This window comes from Ruegeria sp. BHSA191 (assembly GCF_059613325.1).
In genome coordinates, this window is sequence record NZ_JBXWSH010000003.1 from 246158 (window position 1) to 264648 (window position 18491).

The 18491-nt window shown below is 62.1% G+C and carries 22 protein-coding genes and 1 other RNA gene; 10 read left to right on the top strand and 13 right to left on the bottom strand.

Translation table 11 applies throughout. The features are described 5' to 3' along the window. Positions 1–7 precede the first annotated feature (7 nt). On the bottom strand, positions 8–241 hold the full coding sequence (locus AC2FNS_RS04890) for a sulfurtransferase TusA family protein (protein WP_496679907.1): 234 nt from the start codon (positions 239–241) through the stop codon (positions 8–10). Between the two features lie 105 nt (positions 242–346). Between AC2FNS_RS04890 and AC2FNS_RS04895 the strand changes: the two genes are divergently transcribed. The 4 genes from AC2FNS_RS04895 to AC2FNS_RS04910 all read left to right on the top strand — a co-directional run bounded on the left by AC2FNS_RS04895 (position 347) and on the right by AC2FNS_RS04910 (position 4692). Beyond that, positions 347–1099 carry a cytochrome c biogenesis CcdA family protein gene (locus AC2FNS_RS04895; protein ID WP_496679909.1) on the top strand — a complete coding sequence of 251 codons (753 nt, stop codon included), beginning with the start codon at positions 347–349 and terminating at the stop codon, positions 1097–1099. Positions 1100–1177: 78 nt separating this feature from the next. Continuing rightward, positions 1178–2392 (top strand): hypothetical protein, encoded by a 1215-nt coding sequence (locus AC2FNS_RS04900; RefSeq protein WP_496711147.1) that lies wholly within the window; start codon positions 1178–1180, stop codon positions 2390–2392. Next, complete coding sequence (locus AC2FNS_RS04905; RefSeq protein ID WP_496803787.1) at positions 2389–3738, top strand: cytochrome P450; 1350 nt, start codon at positions 2389–2391, stop codon at positions 3736–3738. The genes AC2FNS_RS04900 and AC2FNS_RS04905 overlap by 4 nt, the downstream gene beginning before the upstream one ends. A gap of 72 nt (positions 3739–3810) precedes the next feature. After that, on the top strand, positions 3811–4692 hold the full coding sequence (locus tag AC2FNS_RS04910; RefSeq protein WP_496711145.1) for a fructose bisphosphate aldolase: 882 nt from the start codon (positions 3811–3813) through the stop codon (positions 4690–4692). A gap of 2 nt (positions 4693–4694) precedes the next feature. On the opposite strand, the gene AC2FNS_RS04915 is transcribed toward AC2FNS_RS04910, so the two are convergent. Genes AC2FNS_RS04915 through fumC form a run of 4 tightly spaced genes read right to left on the bottom strand, consistent with a single transcriptional unit; the run spans position 4695 to position 7146 of the window. Continuing rightward, positions 4695–5297 (bottom strand): DNA-3-methyladenine glycosylase I, encoded by a 603-nt coding sequence (locus AC2FNS_RS04915; protein ID WP_496711144.1) that lies wholly within the window; start codon positions 5295–5297, stop codon positions 4695–4697. A gap of 51 nt (positions 5298–5348) precedes the next feature. Further along, entirely contained in the window at positions 5349–5579 is a 231-nt protein-coding gene (locus AC2FNS_RS04920) for a ribbon-helix-helix domain-containing protein (RefSeq protein ID WP_496711143.1), read from the bottom strand. Beyond that, positions 5576–5752, bottom strand: coding sequence for a DUF4169 family protein (locus tag AC2FNS_RS04925; protein WP_496679919.1), 177 nt, complete (start codon positions 5750–5752; stop codon positions 5576–5578). Before AC2FNS_RS04925 ends, AC2FNS_RS04920 begins: the two co-directional genes overlap by 4 nt. Further along, positions 5752–7146 (bottom strand): class II fumarate hydratase, encoded by a 1395-nt coding sequence (gene fumC, locus AC2FNS_RS04930; protein ID WP_496711142.1) that lies wholly within the window; start codon positions 7144–7146, stop codon positions 5752–5754. The genes AC2FNS_RS04925 and fumC overlap by 1 nt, the downstream gene beginning before the upstream one ends. 249 nt (positions 7147–7395) lie before the next feature. Here fumC and AC2FNS_RS04935 point away from each other — a divergent pair, with 249 nt between their 5' ends. After that, positions 7396–7917 carry a hypothetical protein gene (locus AC2FNS_RS04935; protein ID WP_496679923.1) on the top strand — a complete coding sequence of 174 codons (522 nt, stop codon included), beginning with the start codon at positions 7396–7398 and terminating at the stop codon, positions 7915–7917. Positions 7918–7941: 24 nt separating this feature from the next. Here AC2FNS_RS04935 and AC2FNS_RS04940 read toward each other — a convergent pair whose 3' ends face one another. The 8 genes from AC2FNS_RS04940 to AC2FNS_RS04975 all read right to left on the bottom strand — a co-directional run bounded on the left by AC2FNS_RS04940 (position 7942) and on the right by AC2FNS_RS04975 (position 14263). Then, positions 7942–8412 carry an SspB family protein gene (locus AC2FNS_RS04940; RefSeq protein ID WP_496797597.1) on the bottom strand — a complete coding sequence of 157 codons (471 nt, stop codon included), beginning with the start codon at positions 8410–8412 and terminating at the stop codon, positions 7942–7944. A 76-nt stretch (positions 8413–8488) separates the two neighbouring features. Then, a complete protein-coding gene (gene chrA, locus AC2FNS_RS04945) occupies positions 8489–9742 on the bottom strand; it encodes a chromate efflux transporter (protein ID WP_496803788.1) in 1254 nt (417 codons plus the stop codon). 252 nt (positions 9743–9994) lie between these two features. Beyond that, on the bottom strand, positions 9995–10426 hold the full coding sequence (locus tag AC2FNS_RS04950; protein ID WP_496711139.1) for an ester cyclase: 432 nt from the start codon (positions 10424–10426) through the stop codon (positions 9995–9997). 102 nt (positions 10427–10528) lie between these two features. Next, positions 10529–10876: a transfer-messenger RNA gene (gene ssrA / locus AC2FNS_RS04955) on the bottom strand. Positions 10877–10911: 35 nt separating this feature from the next. Next, positions 10912–11274, bottom strand: a complete 363-nt coding sequence (locus tag AC2FNS_RS04960; RefSeq protein ID WP_496711138.1) for a DUF4345 family protein — start codon at positions 11272–11274, stop codon at positions 10912–10914. Positions 11275–11338: 64 nt separating this feature from the next. Next, positions 11339–11989: a hypothetical protein gene (locus AC2FNS_RS04965; RefSeq protein ID WP_496711137.1), complete on the bottom strand. Its 651-nt coding sequence runs from the start codon at positions 11987–11989 to the stop codon at positions 11339–11341. A gap of 13 nt (positions 11990–12002) precedes the next feature. Continuing rightward, on the bottom strand, positions 12003–13403 hold the full coding sequence (locus AC2FNS_RS04970) for a selenium-binding protein SBP56-related protein (protein WP_496711136.1): 1401 nt from the start codon (positions 13401–13403) through the stop codon (positions 12003–12005). Positions 13404–13531: 128 nt separating this feature from the next. Beyond that, entirely contained in the window at positions 13532–14263 is a 732-nt protein-coding gene (locus tag AC2FNS_RS04975; protein WP_496688332.1) for a FadR/GntR family transcriptional regulator, read from the bottom strand. Between the two features lie 111 nt (positions 14264–14374). Here AC2FNS_RS04975 and AC2FNS_RS04980 point away from each other — a divergent pair, with 111 nt between their 5' ends. From AC2FNS_RS04980 to acuI, 5 genes are all read left to right on the top strand, one after another. Beyond that, on the top strand, positions 14375–15112 hold the full coding sequence (locus AC2FNS_RS04980; protein WP_496711135.1) for a DUF2182 domain-containing protein: 738 nt from the start codon (positions 14375–14377) through the stop codon (positions 15110–15112). A gap of 17 nt (positions 15113–15129) precedes the next feature. Beyond that, positions 15130–15759, top strand: coding sequence for a DUF1326 domain-containing protein (locus AC2FNS_RS04985; RefSeq protein WP_496711134.1), 630 nt, complete (start codon positions 15130–15132; stop codon positions 15757–15759). Continuing rightward, positions 15759–16286 (top strand): DinB family protein, encoded by a 528-nt coding sequence (locus AC2FNS_RS04990; RefSeq protein WP_496711133.1) that lies wholly within the window; start codon positions 15759–15761, stop codon positions 16284–16286. The genes AC2FNS_RS04985 and AC2FNS_RS04990 overlap by 1 nt, the downstream gene beginning before the upstream one ends. Then, the gene (locus AC2FNS_RS04995; RefSeq protein ID WP_496679940.1) at positions 16287–17390 is read left to right on the top strand and encodes a dimethylsulfoniopropionate demethylase; all 1104 of its coding nucleotides are present in this window, start codon (positions 16287–16289) and stop codon (positions 17388–17390) included. 102 nt (positions 17391–17492) lie between these two features. Then, complete coding sequence (gene acuI / locus AC2FNS_RS05000) at positions 17493–18488, top strand: acryloyl-CoA reductase (protein WP_496711132.1); 996 nt, start codon at positions 17493–17495, stop codon at positions 18486–18488. Positions 18489–18491: the final 3 nt, after the last annotated feature.

Sequence of the window (18491 nt, forward strand, 5' to 3'; positions counted from 1 at the left end):
TGGGGCATCACGCGTTTTTTCGGATCAGATAGACTTGGTGATCGGGCATGTCCTGTCGCCCAACAAGTTCGTGACCGGATTCCGCGCAGAAATGCGGAACATCGACGACGGCGGCCGGATCATCGGCCAGCAGGCGCAGAATAGACCCCGCCGGCATGGATTTCAGCCTTTTGCGGGCTTTCAGAACGGGCAGGGGACACAAAAGGCCCAGCGCGTCAAGGGTTTCGGCTTCATGAGTCATGTGCCTCAGATATTTGCCGCGAAGCGCTCTGTCCAGCATGCAGCCACGAGGATGTGACCGAATGGCCCCGTGACGCGGCCGTTCGGATACCCTATCTGCAGTGTCATGTTCGGAATCGATATCATCGACGCGGGGCTGCTGCCCGCCATGTTCATCGCGCTGGTCGGCGGGTTGATCAGCTTTCTGTCGCCCTGCGTGTTGCCGATCGTGCCGCCCTATCTGGCCTATATGAGCGGCGTGACCATCCACGAGATGCAGGATCAGGCGCAGGCCCGGCGCAAGGCGACCCTGTCTGCGCTGTTCTTCGTGCTGGGGCTGTCGACGGTGTTCCTGCTGCTAGGCTTCACGGCCTCGGCCTTTGGCGCCTTCGTGCTGCAGAACCAGGAGCTGTTCGCTAAGGCCTCGGGTCTGGTGGTGATCGTTTTCGGCCTGCATTTCCTGAACGTGTTCCGCATTCCGATCCTGGACCGTGAGGCGCGGGTCGAGACCGGGGACGCAGGCGGATCGGTCTTCGGGGCTTACATCCTGGGGCTGGCCTTCGCATTCGGCTGGACCCCGTGCATCGGTCCCCAGCTGGGCGCGATCCTGTCGCTGGCCGCGTCCGAGGCCTCGGTAGCGCGGGGTACGCTGCTGCTGGGCGTCTACGCCGCAGGCCTGGGCATTCCGTTCCTGCTGGCGGCGATGTTCCTGAACCGGTCGATGTCGGTGATGAACAAGCTGAAGCCGCATATGGGCACGATCGAAAAGGTCATGGGTGGCCTGTTGCTGGTGGTCGGCATCATGCTGGTGACGGGCCTGTTCAGCCAGTTCAGTTGGTGGCTGCTGGAAACATTCCCGGCGCTGGCCACTCTGGGCTGACGCGGCGCCCGGCCGCGATGATCGGGCCTTACCTTGGCCACACCGCTGCGCTAACCTGCCTGCAACAAGGGCAGAGGCATGAGCAGTCAGGTTCCGCAATCTGGGGTACAACGACGCCGGGTGTTCTATATCCCCGGCTATGATCCGATCCATCCCCGCCGCTATCGCGAACTCTATCGGAAAGAAGGGCGCACGCAATCAGGGATTTCTGGGTATCAGTTGGAGGTCTCGGCCAAGACGGGCGATGGCCCCTATGGGTGGCTTGTCCGGTCGGTGCAGGACGGGGCCGAGGTGCAGACGGATGTCGAGGTTCTGGTCTGGTCCGACATCGTACGCGACAGCATGGACAGCTCGATCCCGGCGACCTATTGGCAATTGCTGCGCACGGCGTGGGTCTACATTTCGACCGGCACGCTGTGGCGGCTGATGGGCTTGCGCAAGGGCCCGGTGATCGCTGCGCTGTATCCAGTGGGGATGTTGCTGGTGCAACTGGCGGCGGCAGTGGCACTGGGATGGGGCCTCGTGGCGTTACTGTTCCCGTGGGTCGGGGTTTTGGCGCTTCCGCCAGCGCTGGCGCTTTTGGTGGTGGTCCTGCGCTGGTTTCGCAAGATCGACAACCGTCTGTTCGCCTATTACCTAATGCACGACTATGCCTATTCAGCGCGGCTGCGCGGGGAAACGCCGCCCGAGTCGCAGGCCCGGTTGGACGAATTCCGTGCCACTATCGCGGCGGCTCTGCATTCGCCGGTCGATGAGGTTCTGGTGGTAGGCCACAGTTCCGGCGCGCATCTGGGGGTTTCGGTTCTGGCCGACATGCTGCGGCGGGGCGATGTGCCGCCGGATGGCCCCGTCCTGTCCTTCCTGACATTGGGGCAGGTGGTGCCGATGGTGTCATTCCTGCCGCGGGCCGATCGGTTGCGGGCCGACCTGCAGCTGCTGTCGCAGACCGAGCAGTTGACATGGGTCGATGTCTCGGCGCCCGGGGATGGCTGCGCGTTTGCCTTGTGTGATCCGGTTGCGGTCAGCGGCGTTGCCGGGCCGGGCAAACGCTGGCCGCTGGTTTTGTCAGCCGCTTTCACGCAAACCCTGTCGCCCGAACGCTGGGGAGCTTTGCGCTGGCGGTTCTTCCGTCTACATTTCCAGTATCTTTGCGCGTTCGACCGGCCGGGCGATTATGATTATTTCCGCATCACCGCCGGGCCGCAGACATTGGGCGCGCGGTTCGCCGAGCGTGCCCCGTCGAAGTCGCGGATCGAGCGGGCGGTGTCCAAATACCGAACGGTGCGCGCATGACCCCGCCCAAGCCGCCCGTCAGACCTGACAAGGTATCGCTGTGGCAATACCTGCGTCTGTTCCGGCGTGACATCCTGTCGGCCCAGCCGCAACGCCTGTACCGCGCCTGGATGGCCGAGTTCCGGACCCCATTCTTCCGGTCCTATCTGATCAACCAGCCCGAACTGATCGACCGGGTTCTGAAACACCGCCCCCAGGATTTCCCGAAATCCGGCCGGATCAGCGAAGGCCTGCGACCCTTGTTAGGCCAATCGGTATTCCTGACCAATGGTGCGACCTGGGAGCGCCAGCGCCGCATCATCGACCCGGCCTTCGAGGGCGGACGGCTGAAACAGACCTTTCCCGCGATGCTGGCCTCGGCCGAGGCTTGCGCCGAACGCCTGCGCGACAAGACAGGCGTACCGGTCGAGATCGAGGAGGTCACCAGCCATGCCGCCGCCGATGTGATCTTTCGGACCCTGTTCTCAGTGCCGATCGAGCACGAGATCGCCGCACAGGTGTTCGAGAAATTCCGCGCTTATCAGCGGCAGCAACCGCTGCTGAACCTTGCGGCTTTCGTGCCGCTGCCCGACTGGGTGCCCCGGTTCCACGCGCGCAAGACCCGCGGTGCGGCGGCCGAAATCCGCGCCTTGATCGCCCGCCTGACCCGCGAGCGGGCCGCGCAGATCGCCGCCGGCACTGCGCCCGACGATCTGGCCACCAAGATCATGACCACGCCCGACCCCCTAACCGGACAGTGTTTCAACACCGACGAGATGATCGACCAGGTCGCCATTTTCTTTCTGGCCGGGCACGAAACCAGCGCTTCGGCCTTGGCGTGGGCGCTGTACCTGATGGCCGCCTATCCCGACTGGCAGGAACGCGTGGCCGAGGAAGCTGGCGCGCAGGACAAAATCAGCTTTGCCAGCATGTCCATACTGCGCATCAGCCGCGATGTGTTCCGCGAGGCGCTGCGGCTCTATCCCCCGGTGCCGATGATGGTGCGCGAGGCCACATGCCCCGAACGCTTCCGCGACCGCGACGTGCCCAAGGGCGCGCAGATCGTACTCAGCCCATGGCATCTGCACCGCCATGAGCGGCTGTGGGAAGACCCCGACGGCTTTGACCCGGCCCGCTGGGCGACCGAAAACGGCAAAGCCTGCCAGCGTGCGGCGTTCATCCCGTTTTCGGCCGGGCCGCGCGTCTGCACCGGGGCGGGGTTTGCGATGGTTGAGGGGCCGTTGATCCTGTCGATCCTGCTGCGCCGGTACCGGTTCGAACCTGTTGAGGGCCGCACCCCGGTACCGGCGGCGCATCTGACGGTCCGGTCGCGCGACGGAATCTGGCTGCGCGTGGTTGAGCGCTAACAAACTATCATCGCCCCGCGCCATGCTGTATGCGATTGGAAAGGCGGAATCATTACTGAACGGGAAAGTGTTATGTCCAAGGCTGAACAGCGCGAACAGATGATCAACGGTGCGGGCTTCATCGCGGCTCTGGATCAGAGCGGCGGCTCGACGCCCAAGGCGCTGGCGCTGTACGGGGTGCAGCCGTCCGACTATGGCTCGGACGAGGAAATGTTTGCCGAGATCCAGAAGATGCGCGCCAGGATCATCCTGGCCGATGACTTCACCCGCGACAAGGTGATCGGCGCGATCCTGTTCGAACGCACGCTGGGCGAGGAAATCGAGGGCCGCAAGGTGGCCGATTACCTGTGGTCGATCAAAGGCATCGTGCCGTTCCTCAAGATTGACAAAGGGCTAGAGGACACCGCCAACGGTGTGCAGCTGATGAAGCCCATCCCGGGCCTGGCCGAGACGCTGGCCAAGGCCGAAGGCGTGTTCGGCACCAAGGAACGTTCGGTCATCCACGAGGCCAATGCCGAGGGCATCGCCGCCGTGGTGAAACAGCAATTCGACGTGGCTCGCGAGGTGATCGCGGCCGGCATGGTCCCGATCATCGAGCCCGAGGTGAACATCAAGTCGGACACCAAGGCCGAAGCCGAAGAGATCCTGCAAGCCGAAATCCTCAAGAACCTCGACGAGTTGGTCGAGGGGCAGGACGTCATGCTGAAGCTGACACTGCCCAGCAAGGCCAATCTGTATGACGAGGCCGCCGATCATCCGCGTGTTCTGCGTGTAGTGGCGCTGTCGGGCGGTTATTCGACCGACGAGGCCTGTGACCTGCTGGCGCAGAACGGCAAGATGATCGCCTCTTTCTCGCGTGCGCTGACCGAGGGGCTGTCGAAACAGCAGTCGGATGCCGAGTTCAACGCGGCCCTGGGCAGCAATATCGACAAGATCTACCGCGCCTCGGTCTGAGGTCAGACCGGTTTGGTGAATGAGCGGCGCATCTGCGCCGCTTTTTCGCGCATGGCGCAGCCGCTGGCGTGGTCATTCACCAGCCCCATCGCCTGCATGAAGGCAAACACCGTAGTGGGGCCGACAAATTTCCACCCGCGCTTTTTCAGATCCTTGGACATGGCGACCGACTCGGGCGAAGTCGACGCCGTCTGCGGCGCAGGAGGAGTCTCGGGCTCGAACCTCCAGACATAGGCCGCCAGTGAGCCGGTTTCGGCCACCAGCTCCTGCGCGCGGCAGGCGTTGTTGATTACCGCCTCGATCTTGCCGCGATGGCGGATGATGCCGGCATCTTGCAGCAGGCGCTCGACATCCGCTTCAGAAAAGCCGGCCATCACGTTGAAATCAAATCCGGAAAAGGCTTTGCAGAAGTTTTCGCGCTTGGCCAGAATGATGCGCCAGCTGAGGCCGGATTGGAAGCTTTCAAGGCAGAGCTTTTCGAACAGGCGCTGGTCGTCATCCACCGGATAGCCCCATTCTTTGTCGTGATAGTCGAAAAACTCCGGCGCGGCCTGACACCAGCCGCATCGCGGTTGGCCATCCGGGCCGGTCACGAGATCGCGCATCAAGTGTACCCTTTTTGTTCACAATCAGCCTAGACACCGACGGGGATCAGATCAAGGGGTGCGATCGGATGACCGGTACCAGTTTAGAACAAAGACACGAATGGCCGACGCCAGGCCGGTCTCAGGGTCGCGCACGGCATCAATTTCCGAGGCCAAAACATTGATCGGCAAACCTTTTGCTTTGGCGATGTCCCGAAACGCCTGCCAGAACTCATCCTCGAGCGAGACCGAGGTACGGTGCCCCTGGAGGGTCAGCGAGCGTTTGACGGGCCGGCCGCTCATTCATCCAGCTCGTGATTTTCCAGATCTCGGCGAGCTTTGTCCGTACGGGCCTTGTCCAGCTGCTTTTCCGCTTTACTGCGCCCGAACGCCGCCGCGTTCCGGTCGGCGCGGGCCTTTTTCTCGGCCCGCGCCTTTTCCTTGCGATACCGGTTCAGATTGACCGGCTTGCCCATCAGTCCTTGGGCCCGATCATCTGCTCGGGGCGCACGACGGCGTCAAAGGTCGCTTCATCGACAAAGCCCAGCTTGATGGCCTCTTCCTTCAGCGTGGTGCCGTTCTTGTGCGCGGTTTTGGCGACCGTGGTGGCGTTGTCATAGCCGATGGTGGGGGCCAAGGCGGTCACCAGCATCAGCGATTCCTTCATCAGCTTGTCGATGCGCGCCTCGTTGGCCTTGATACCCAGCAGCATGCGCTCGGTGAAGCTGTCGGTCGCGTCGCCCAGCAGCTGGATCGACTGCAGCAGGTTGTAGGCCATCATCGGGTTGTAGACGTTCAGCTCGAAATGGCCCTGGCTGCCGGCGAACTTGATCGCGGCGTCGTTGCCCATGACGTGGGCCGCGACCTGGGTCAGCGCCTCGGCTTGGGTCGGGTTGACCTTGCCCGGCATGATCGACGAACCGGGCTCGTTTTCCGGCAGGATCAATTCGCCCAGACCCGAGCGCGGCCCCGAGCCAAGGAAGCGGATGTCGTTGGCGATCTTGTAGCAGCTGCCCGCGACCGTGGCCAAAGTACCCGACAGGAATACCATCGCATCATGGGCGGCCAACGCCTCGAACTTGTTCGGCGCGGTGACGAAGGGCAGGCCGGTGATTTCGGCCATGTTGGCCGCAACGGCCTCGGCCCAGCCTTTCTGGGTGTTCAGCCCGGTGCCCACGGCGGTGCCGCCCTGCGCCAGCTCGTAGATGCCGGGCATGGCTGCGTTCACACGGGCGATGCCCTGACGGATCTGGTGGGCATAGCCGCTGAATTCCTGGCCCAGGGTCAGCGGGGTCGCGTCCTGGGTATGGGTGCGGCCGATCTTGATGATATCTTTGAATTCTGCCGACTTCTGCTCTAGCCCGGCGGCCAGCTTCTCCAGCCCCGGCAGCAGAACGTCACGCACGCTCATCGCGGTGGCGATGTGCATGGCGGTTGGGAAGGTGTCATTCGACGACTGGCCCATGTTGCAGTGATCGTTCGGGTGCACCGGGTCCTTCGAACCGATCACGCCGCCTAGAATCTCGATCGCGCGGTTCGCGATGACCTCGTTGGCGTTCATGTTCGACTGGGTACCCGAACCGGTCTGCCAGACGACCAGAGGGAAATTGTCGTCGAACTTGCCCTCGATCACCTCTCCGGCGGCCTCGATGATGGCGTCGGCGATGCGTGCGTCCAGCTTGCCCGTTGCCTTGTTCTGCATGGCGCAGGCCTTCTTGACCACGCCCAGCGCGCGGATGATGGCGACGGGCTGTTTCTCCCAGCCGATGGGGAAGTTCATGATCGAGCGCTGCGTCTGCGCTCCCCAGTACTTGTCGGCCGGAACCTCGAGCGGGCCAAAACTGTCGGATTCGGTGCGGGTCTGAGACATCTGTCACTCCGTCTGGTATGCAGTCGCATGCCGTTTAGCCGCAGCCACGCCGCGGCGCAATCGGCCAGTTGCGCGCACCTTAATCTGATGGGCAGAAAAGGTATAGCCGGGCGAGGTGCGTCATTTTTCTTTCGGGTGGTCGTCCCATCTGCCATTGTGCCGGTGGCCCGCGTGTCTAGAATGCGAAGGGCGGGAAACGGAGAGGTCGGGATGTTTCGTTTGGGGCTGAAAAAATCACAGTTTGCGCAGATGCGGGTTTGGGCGGCTGTCGTGGCGATGCTGATCGGAGTTCAGGCCGGCGCAGCGGATATCGGGCCCTTTGTCGGTGACTATGTCGGGTCGGCCCAGGTCGTGGATGCGGACGGAACCGCGACCCCGCGCGACATGAGCGTGCGCATCTCCGAAACCGATGACGGGTTCAATGTCAGTTGGACAACAGTGACATATAAGGCGGATGGCCGGGTGAAAGAGCAGTCGTTCTCGGTTGACTTCCGGCCGTCGGACCGCCCTCAGATCTATTCGGCGGCGATGAAACGCAACGTGTTCGGCCACGAAGTGCCGCTGGATCCAATGAAGGGTGAACCCTTCGTATGGGGCCGCATAGTCGGCGACACGCTGACCGTGTTTTCCCTGTTTATCGACCACGAAGGCGACTATGAACTGCAGCAATATGACCGAACGCTGGCCGAAGGCGGGCTGAACCTGTCCTTCTCGCGCTTCAGCGACGGGCGCGAGGCGCGGTCAGTGGATACGTTCCTGCGCAGGAAATAGCGTTTCAGCCCTACAATCGGCCGATCAGGGCTGTTTGCGGAAACTGTCCAGCGATACGATGTCGGCGTCGTGGTGCGGCTTGTCCTCGGCCTCGACTTCGATCGAGTCCTCTTCGGTCGCCGCGATTTCCTCTTCGTCTTCTTCGGGGCCCTCGAAGCGCAGCCCGAATTCGACCGACGGGTCCACGAAGGTCTGGATTGCCGCAAAGGGGATATACAGCGGTTCGGGCGAATCTCCGAAATTCAGCGTGATGGCAAAGCCGTCGTCATCGACGCTCAGGTTTTCGAACCAATGCTGCACCACGATCGTCATTTCATCCGGGTAGCGCTGGCGCAACCAGTCGGCAATTTCAACACCGGGTGTGCGGGTGTCGAATGTGATGAAGAAATGATGCGCCCCGGGCAGCCCCGACTCCGAGACCCGTTGCAGAACGGTCTTGATCAGGCCGCGCATGGCGGTGTGCATTAGGTTGCCGTAGTCGATGCCTTGCGACATGTCTTGTCCTCGAAAGTGGTTGCCCCAAGCATAAGGGATTCGGGCGGAAACGAAAGGCCCGGCAGCGCCGGATTGTTCAAAGATAATGCAGGGCCAAACCTGCTGCGGCCATGGCGGCCAACGCGACCCCGAAACCAGATTTCAGTCGGAATATCAACAGCCCAGCGGAAACTGTCAGTGCAAGCGCCTGAAAATTCAGGCTGGATGGAACGGGTATCGGGATTGAGATGGGGCCAAGGCCGTATCGGGCCACGTCTGCAAAAATCACGTTCAGCGCGAACCACACCGAAAGGTTGAGAATCACCCCGACGACAGCCGCCGAGATTGCGCTCAAGGCGCCGGACAAGCGCGGGTTCCGGGCGATGTGATCCAGATATGGGGCCGACAGGAAGATCCAAAGAAAGCAGGGGACGAAAGTCGCCCAAAGTGCGACCGCGCCTGCGGCCAGGGCCAAACCGGGGCCACCGGCGATCTGACCGGTCAGCATGGCCACGAATTGCGTCACCAGGATCAGAGGCCCCGGAGTTGTCTCGGCCAGGCCCAGCGCATCGATCATCTGGTCGGCCGAGATCCAGCCATGCTGCGCCACCACCGTCTGGGTCATGTAGGACAGCACCGCGTAGGCGCCCCCAAAGCTGACAACCGCTAGTTTGGCAAAGAACCAGCCCAGATCGGCCAGCAGCGTCTGACCCGACGCCGTCAGCAGAGCCAGCGGCAAAAGCCAAAGCGTCATCCAGACCAAGGCGGTGCGCAGTGCGTGTCTTTCCGCTGGGAGCCGACCCGGATCGGACGGCGGATGTGTCGTGCGGGACATAAAGTACCCCCAACAACCGGCCGATACGACGATCAGCGGGAAGGGCAGGTTTAGTGCAAAAATGGCCAGAAAAGCCAGCCCCGCGATAACGCGAGACTGCAGCCCCGAGAGGGTCTTGCGCGACAGGTTGATCACGGCCTGCAGCACGACTGCAATGACGGTCGCCTTGACACCCAGAAAAGCCGCCTGGACAGGCGGCAGGTCGCCATAGGTGGCATAGAGCATCACCAGCGCAGCGATCACGATTGCGCCGGGCAAAACGAAAAGCGCGCCCGCGATCAGCCCGCCGGGCACGCCGCGCAGGCGCCAGCCGGCATATGTGGCCAGTTGCATCGCCTCGGGGCCGGGCAGCAGCATGCACAGCGACAGGGCGCGCAGAAATGTCGGCTCATCCAGCCAGGCACGGCGATCCACCAGTTCCCGGTGCATCAGCGAGATCTGGGCGGCCGGCCCACCAAAGGACAACACTCCGATACGGCCGAACACCCGGATAAGATCCGCGACCGAGGGGCTCATCCGCAGGCCATGACCGAGGCGACTGCCGGAGTGCCGAGGGTCGGCGTGCGCAGGCGCGTGTGCTCAAGTAGAGGCCGCATGCTCGGCGGGGGAATTCGACACTGCATTTGATAGTAATCCCCAAACACCGGCCCCGCCATGGAACACGCCCTTCCGCATTTCGAGATGTGGCAATCCGCGCCCTGCCTGGGCGGGCGAGTTGCCGGTCTCGGTCCTTGCTATGCGGGCTTTGCCTGTGCGGTCAAGAACCGGTCAGGCCCAATCGAGACGTTGTCCGGTCATGCATACGGGCAGCGTGTCCTGCGGAAACTGGCCTAGTTGTTCGAACAGCGACACGAAATCGAACTGATTGTAGGCTTCGACCATCTTGTCACCCTTGAACCGCGCCATGACCTGTCCGGTGACCTCAAGCGGCGCACCATTGTCGGCACGCGATGTCCTTACATGCAGGACCGCCGAGGCCCAGTCGCCGCTCTCGATGATTTTCGGCAGGTCCACCTGAATGTCGCCCAGCACATGACGGAAGGCCATCACCAGATCGCGGAAATCGTCCACGCCGACCTGCATTTCCGGTATCAGCCCTTCGGCCATCGTTTCGGGCGCGAAATATTCGTCGATCGCGTTGACATTGCCTTTTTCCCAAACCTCCGAGTACCAGGCCCGAAGAATCTCTGCATGAGTCATCCCAGCTTTCCTGTCTAGCTTATGAGAGACTTGCGCATAGAGGTGAAGAAACCCTGAACACCGTTAGGATCAGCGCAAAAACCGCAGACAAATGGTTGGGAAAGTGCAGGTTTCTGTTGCCAGGCACCTGCGAACCCCGCCTTACGCGGCTAGGCGCAAGGACTTAAGTTTCGGTCTGGTTACTGCTTACGCAGCAACGGCAACCGGAGCACGATTGTCATTTGCAATTGTACTGTTTTCGCCGGTAACGGTGGCAGACAGCCGGGACAAAGCTAACCCCTTTAGACGTTCGTCGATCCTGTTTCGGCCCCATGATCCCCAAATGAAGGATATATGGTGGAGCCGCCGGGTACCGCCCCCGGGTCCGATCCGCTTATTACGAGCGCGTTTATGTCCATAGTCCCGAAGGACAGGACTTATATAGGTGAGGATTTTTGCGGATGCAAACCCCCAAGGCGCGGGATCATGGCGATTTTTTCAACCGATCACGCGGGCTTCGCCAGGTTGGCGGCGATCAGCCAGATTGCCAGCACCAGCTCGATACCACCGAAGGTCAACGCCTTGGCCAAGGGCGGATTGTCCAGCAGAACGGACACGAACCGACCCAGCGCCGCGCCCGCATAGATCACGCCCAACATCGCGTAGGCCATCGGGTGGTTCAGCCACAATACCGCGATTCCGGTCACGACGAACAGTCCGCCGACCGAGGCGCGCATTTCACTGAGGCCCATCGTGCTGTTGGTGGGCGCAAGATCCAGCGAGGCTGCCGTCCAGGCCGGAGCCAGAAAGCCGAACAGGCCAAAGCCGATGGTCAGAAGGGCTGCGATGATGTTGAGTGTTCCGGTCATGGGGGCCTCGCGTTTCAAATGCCTGCCAATCGAACCTAATCTGTTTTGGGGCAGGGGGAAGACCTCAGATTGCGGCCCACAGGCCGAGCACGCCCACGAGGATCAGACTGAGCGCCCAGACCATTTCCAGGTTGAACCAGCTGCGCGAAAGGAATTGCAGGCCCAGCCAGCGATAGACCGCGAACGCCAGCGCGCCGCCACCCAGCATCATCGCGCCGGTATGGACCGCGGCCACCGTCAGAACCAGCAGGCCATTGGTGCCCATGATCTCTGACACGGCTCTGTGGCCGGTATCCAGCTCGTCCAGTCCGCACAGGCCCAGATAGATCGGCACAAGCATAAGCGCCGCACCATGCGCTAGCGCCACCAGAAACGACCACAGTGCCAGCCTACTGGGCGGCACGCGCGCCAGGAACCGTGGATGCCGACGGGTGATCGCGATGTAGAGGCCTATGGCGATCACGATCAGGGCTGCTCCGATCCGGATTTCGCGCTGATAGTCTACGAGGATGGTCATCACCGCAAAGGGCAGCAGTACGCCCAGCATCGCCAAGAAATGCCCGCCCGCCAAGGCTGCTAACGCGCGCCACAAGGCGGATTGACGTTGCTCCATCAATGCAGCCGACACGGCCAGCGGCCAGCCCATGCCGGGGTTCAGCCCGTGATAGGCGCCGCTCAGCAAAACGGCCAGCCAGAGGCCGGCCGTCGATGTCATCAAGACGTCCAATTCAGACCGAAGGGTAGCAGAAACTGTCGGTGGAGCAGTCTCCCCCCTCAAGCCGGATCTGATGGGCGCGATAACCTTTGGGGAATTCGACCCAGAAGTTCCTGTCGAGCTTCAGGCCGCCTTTTTTGCCGACATCCGCCTTGACCATCGCCGCGCCGCGCTCGCCGGGGTAGAACTGATCATCCCAGGTGGAATAGAGCGAATTGGTCCAATAGACGCGTTTCCCGTCACGACTGATCTCGACCATTTGCGGGCCATAGCCAAAGTCCTTGCCGTTGGGGTGCTTGGTCTTCTTGACGATTCCGCCGATCTCGACCTTGTCGGCCAGTTTGGGCTTCATCGGGTCCGAGACATCGTACTGGTGCATTTCACCGGTACCCCAGCACGCGACGTAAAGGTATTTGTCATCCAGGCTCAGGTCGATGTCGGTGACCAGCGGCGGCACCGCCGAGAACCCTTTAAGAAGTTCGGGAAGATCAGCAGGATCAGCGGGTTGGGGGTCGATCGTAATGGTTTTTTTGGCGTGGAACTTGCCTTTCTTGTCGCGCCACCACGTAAAGATCGCGCCCTGCAGGTTGGTGGTGTCGACCACCACGCCGCAGAACCCGTATTCCTTGACAGGATCGTGCGCAGGCCGGATTTCCAGCGCCATCTGGTGGTTCTCGCCCAGGTCGATGGTCTGGATGTTGGTGCGGTCGCGCAGGTTCCAGAAATGGATCCGGTGGCCATATTTGTTCGACAGAAGGTCCTCGGGTAGCAGGCCGTTCTCGAATTGCGGCGGCAGGCCCCATTCGGAACTGACCATGTAGTCACGCGGCAGGTTCCACCAGAAATCATAGTGCTTGTCCTGCACGCCGCGTTCGATCTCGTAACGCCCGATGATGTCGAAGGTTTCACAGTCCATGATGAAGATGCCCGGTGGACCGTCAGTGCCCTTCTCGCCGCCGCCGCCCAGGGTGCTGACATAGATGCCTTCGGGGCCGCAGTGAATCGTGTGCGGGCGGGAATATCCAGTTTTTGCAAAGACTTCCTCGGGTTCGATGATCTTGTGGATATAGGCCTGAAGCGGGTCCTTCACGTCGATGACATAGATCCGGCTCGATCGGATACCGGGGATGATCAGGTACCGGCGCTCAAGGAAGGCGTGGCCGGTCAGCGGCGACAGGGCCGAGGAACAGGCGTTCCATCCGAAATGGTGAAACTCGTCGCCCTTGTTGGGCATCATCACCTTGTGAACGATCTTGCCGTAGTCGCCCGAAGTTGGGTCGACGTTTACCACGGCCAAGCCGTCGGGCTGCGAGAAATCAGGGCTGAGCATCAGCGTGAAGGCCAGGGTCTCGGGCGGGGCCTCCATGGCCAGTTTGGCGGATGGATAAAATGTCGGATCCGGTCTTTTATTCATAACGTCCTCCCGTAAGTCATTGAAAATCAATTTTTATTGAGAGTGCCGGTCTTCCCGCCGGATGATGGTCTGCCTGCCCGAGTGTCCTTTCCGTTGATGTGATGCGTCAAGAATTATTCAAGCGGCGCTCAGGCCGGTTTCCGCCGACGTTCAGCCACGTCATGGGCAAGGTGGCGCGTGTAGGTTTCCAGCTCGACCAGCGCAGCGTCGACGGTCTCGGCGTCTTGCGCCTCCAGCGCGTCGGCGATCTTGCTGTGCAGGCGGATGATCTCCTCGCGCGAGCGGGCGGTAAAGGTGATCATGTTCATCAGGGGCTGCATCGCCTCGACCGCGCCGGCCAGTTGATAGGACAGGACAGGGTTGCCCGCACCATCGACCAGCGCCCGGTGAAAAGCCACGTCCGAGGCGCAGAAGGCCTCATCCGTCAAACCGGGTTGCGCCTGGCGGAAAATTTCCGCGCGCATGGTGGCCAGTTGATCTGCGGTGCGCCGCTGCGCCGACAGGGGCGCGCAGGCCCGTTCCAACGCATAGCGGGCCTCGCAGGCGGTGTCGAAGCTGACCTCGTTCATCGACAGCAGCAGCGTCGAAGTCGTGATCTGTTGGGAATAGGCGTCCTGGAAACTCAACCGGTTGACGAACGCACCTCCGGTCGCGCCGCGCTGTGTGCGGATCAACGACTGTGCCGCCAGCCGCTTAAGCGCCTCACGCACGGTGGGACGCGACACTTGGAACTGATCCGCCAGCTCGGATTCCGAGGGCAGGCGCTCGTCCACGATCAGCTCTCCTGATACGATCGCATCGCGGATGGCCTGGGCGATCTGCGCAGATAGGTCGGTGCTTTTCTGCGGGTCGATTTTCATCTTCTTGGGGTCACCGTGAAAAATTTATTTGTCTGACATTTAAAAGTCTGACATTTGAAAAGCAAGGAGTGAGTCGCAGGGAGGGCCGTGACCGTGGACCGGATAAGAGCCATGACTGCACCGCATTGGCTGGCCCTGTTCGCCGCGATCCTGTTGGCCTGGGGGGCGCTGTACCTGATGGCGGTGCCGGCCGAGATGCGCGCCCTTGGTGCGGTATACGGCGAGGATTTCTGGCGCAGCCTGTGCACGGTAACCCCTGATGCGGCAGGGCTGCTGAAGATGGTGGCCATGTGGGCGTTGATGTCGGCGGCGATGATGGCGCCGACGGCTTTGCCGGCCTTTGCCACCTATGACGACCTGTCCCATGCCGCGCCCGGCACTCGGTTCGGGCATCTGTTGGCAGGGTATCTGACGGTCTGGCTGGGCTTTTCCGTTCTGGCGGCGCTGGCGCAAATGGCGCTGTACCGGGCGGGCGCGCTGAACGGGCTGGGCGAAAGCGTTTCGGGGCTGCTGTCCGCAGGCCTTCTGGCCGTCGCCGGCCTGTACCAGTTTTCAGCCATCAAAGAGGCCTGCCTGAGCAAGTGCCGTCATCCGCTGACCTTCTTCATCCAGCATTGGGACGAGGGCCCGTGGCGCAATGGCCTGCGGCTGGGGCTGGTGTGCCTGGGCTGCTGCTGGGCGCTGATGCTGCTGGCCTTCGTGGGTGGCGTGATGAACCTGGCCTTCATGGGGCTGGCCACGATGCTGATGGTTTTCGAAAAATTGCCCGACCTGGGCCGACTGGTGACCCGCCCGCTGGGCGTGGCGTTGCTGATCGGGGCCGCCTGGGTCGCGTTTACGACAGTCTGACAAGAGGAGAGACAGACATGGCTTTGGATACGGTGGGCACGGTGCCCTGGACCATCAAGGGCGAGTTGATCCTGAACTGCAACTGCACGGTGTTCTGCCCCTGCGTGGTCAGCCTTGGGAAGCATCCGCCGACCGAGGGCTACTGCCAGGCCTGGGCGGGCATCCGCATCGATGAGGGCCAATATGGCGACGCGGACCTGTCGGGTCTGAACGTGGGCCTGTTCCTGGAAATCCCCGGCAACATGGGGCGCGGCAACTGGAAGGCTGCGGCCTTCATCGACGACCGCGCGTCCGAGGCGGCCTATGAGGGGCTGGTCAACATCTTCTCGGGCGCGGCGCGCGGTACGACAGGCCTGTTCTCGGTACTGGTCAGCGAGTTCCTGGGGGCCGAGCGGTCGCCGGTGCATTTCGAAACCGAAGGCAAGGAACGCCGCCTGATGGTCGGCAAGAAGATCCAGGGCGCGGTGGTCCCGGTCGAGGGCAAGGACGGCAAGGAGATCGTCGTCACCAATACCGAATACTGGATGGGCCCGGACATCACAGTGGCGACCGCGACAAAGGGCAAGGTGCGCGCCTTTGGGCGGGTCTGGGATTTCGACGGCCGCTCCGCCGAGATCTGTCAGATCGACTGGCACGGGCCCCGGTAATGATCACCGGCGCCTTTGCCCGGCGAATGGCCCGCTATAACCGTTGGCAAAACAGCCAGTTGGCGGGCTTTCTTCATAAGCTTTCGCCCGTGGAATTGACCCGGGAGTGCGGCGCGTTTTTTGGGTCGATCCTGGGCACGGCGAACCATCTGCTTTGGGGCGACTGGATCTGGATGTCGCGGTTTGGCACGGGTCCTAGCCCGGACAGCCCCCCGCACCGCAAAGGCGGCGGCATCCAAGAAAGCGGCCATCTGTGCTCCGATCTGGCTCACTGGCTGCCGCTGCGCGAAACGATCGACGCGCGGATAGGCGTCTGGGCGGACACCCAGGGAGATGAGCCGATCAGTGGGTCGCTCACCTGGTATTCCGGGGTGAAGGAGAAAAATATTACAATGCCTTACGCCGTGTGCGTGATGCATTTTTTCAATCATCAAACTCATCGCCGGGGACAAATCCACAAAATGCTGACCGAGGCCGGTTCTGAGGCGCCGGTCAGTGATCTCGTTTTCTTGCCCGAGGAGGTCTAAGTGCCACAGATTTCTTTGTCGCGCCGGCTGCGGCGCACGCCGTTCTCTGACGGGGTCGAGGCGGCCGGTGTCAAAGGCTATACCGTCTACAACCGGATGTTGCTGCCGACGGTGTTTGAAAGCGTGGAGGCCGACTATCGGCATCTCAAGACCCATGTGCAGGTCTGGGATGTGGCCTGCGAGCGGCAGGTCGAACTGCGCGGCCCCGATGCGGCGCGGCTGATGCAGATGCTGACCCCGCGCGACCTGCGCGGCATGTTGCCGGGTCAATGCTACTATGTGCCGATCGTGGACGAAACAGGGGGCATGCTGAACGATCCCGTGGCGGTGAAACTGGCGGATGACCGCTGGTGGATCTCGATCGCAGACAGCGACTTGCTTTTGTGGGTCAAGGGCCTGGCCAACGGGTATAGACTGGATGTTCTGGTGGACGAGCCGGACGTGTCGCCCTTGGCAGTGCAGGGACCCAAGTCGGATGACCTGATGGCGCGGGTCTTCGGCGACCGGGTGCGCGATATCCGGTTCTTCAAGTTCGACATGTTCCAGTTCGAGGGGCGTGATCTGGCGATTGCGCGGTCGGGCTATTCCAAACAGGGCGGGTTCGAGATCTATGTCGAGGGCGGCGACATCGGCATGCCCTTGTGGAACGCCCTGTTTGCCGCCGGAGAGGACCTGCAGGTTCGGGCGGGTTGCCCCAACCTGATCGAGCGGATCGAAGGCGGGTTGCTGTCTTACGGCAATGACATGACTGACGACAACACGCCCCATGAGTGCGGGTTGGGCAAGTTCTGCAACACGCATACGGCCATTGGCTGTATCGGGCGGGATGCGCTTTTGCGGGTGGCCAAGGAGGGGCCGGTTCAGCAAATCCGCCCGATCGCGATCGAGGGTGAAGCGGTGCCACCATGTGATCGGCCGTGGCCGGTATATGGTGGCGGCAAGCGCGTGGGTCAGGTGACTTCGGCCACCTGGTCGCCGGATTTCCAAACCAACGTGTCGATCGGTATGCTGCGGCTGAGCCACTGGGATCCGGGAACACGGATTGAGGTCGAGACACCGGACGGCATGCGGGATGCAGTCGTGCAGGCGAAGTTCTGGATTTGAGTCGGGAAGGGGGCTCTGCCCCCGTCGCTGCGCGACTCCCCCGGGATATTTGGGGCCAGATGAAGAAGTCGTCTGGCCGAGAGGAAGGAAAGGAATGTGAGCATGTTCAACGCTTTGGTGATGGAGAAGGACGAAGAAAGCGGGCTGGCAACCCCGGTGATCAAGCAGATTTCGGAAGACGATCTGCCGCATGGGGATGTGCGGGTGGCCGTGGAGTACTCGACCGTCAACTACAAGGATGGTTTGTGCATGTCACCCAAAGGCGGTGGTCTGGTTCGCAACTATCCGCATGTGCCGGGGATCGACTATGCGGGAACGGTAGAAGACTCCTCGAACGACAGGTACAAACCCGGCGACAAGGTGGTGTTGACCGGGTGGCGCGTGGGTGAGGCACATTGGGGCGGGTATGCCCAGAAAGCCAGCGCGCTGGCCGATTGGCTTGTGCCTCTGCCGCAGGGGTTGAGCACGCGCCAGGCAATGGCGGTGGGAACCGCCGGTTTTACCGCGATGCTGGCGGTCATGGCGCTGGAAGATCATGGTCTGACGCCGGATCGAGGTCCGGTTCTGGTGACCGGTGCGGCCGGTGGCGTGGGCTCGGTCGCGACCGCGATCCTGGCGAATCTGGGTTACGAAGTCGCGGCCGTGACAGGGCGCCCGGAGGCCGGGGATTATCTGAAATCTCTGGGCGCTGCGACCATCGTGCCGCGCGAGGAGTTGAATGAGACCACCAAACGCCCGCTCGAGAGCGAGACATGGGCCGGGTGTGTCGATGCAGTGGGTGGTTCGATGCTGGCGCGTGTGCTGGGACAGATGAAATATGGCTGCTCGGTCGCCGCCGTCGGGTTGGCGGGGGGCGCGGCTTTGCCGGCAACGGTGATTCCGTTCCTGCTGCGGGGGGTGAACCTGCTGGGAATCGACAGCGTGATGCAGCCCTACGACAATCGCGTACGCGCGTGGAAACGGATCGCGACGGACCTGCCGATGGACAAGCTGGATTCGATGATCCAGCCGGCAACGCTGAAGGATCTGCCAAAACTGGGCGAAGACATTCTGAAAGGCCGGGTCAAGGGTCGCGTCGTGCTGGACGTGAATGCCTGACGG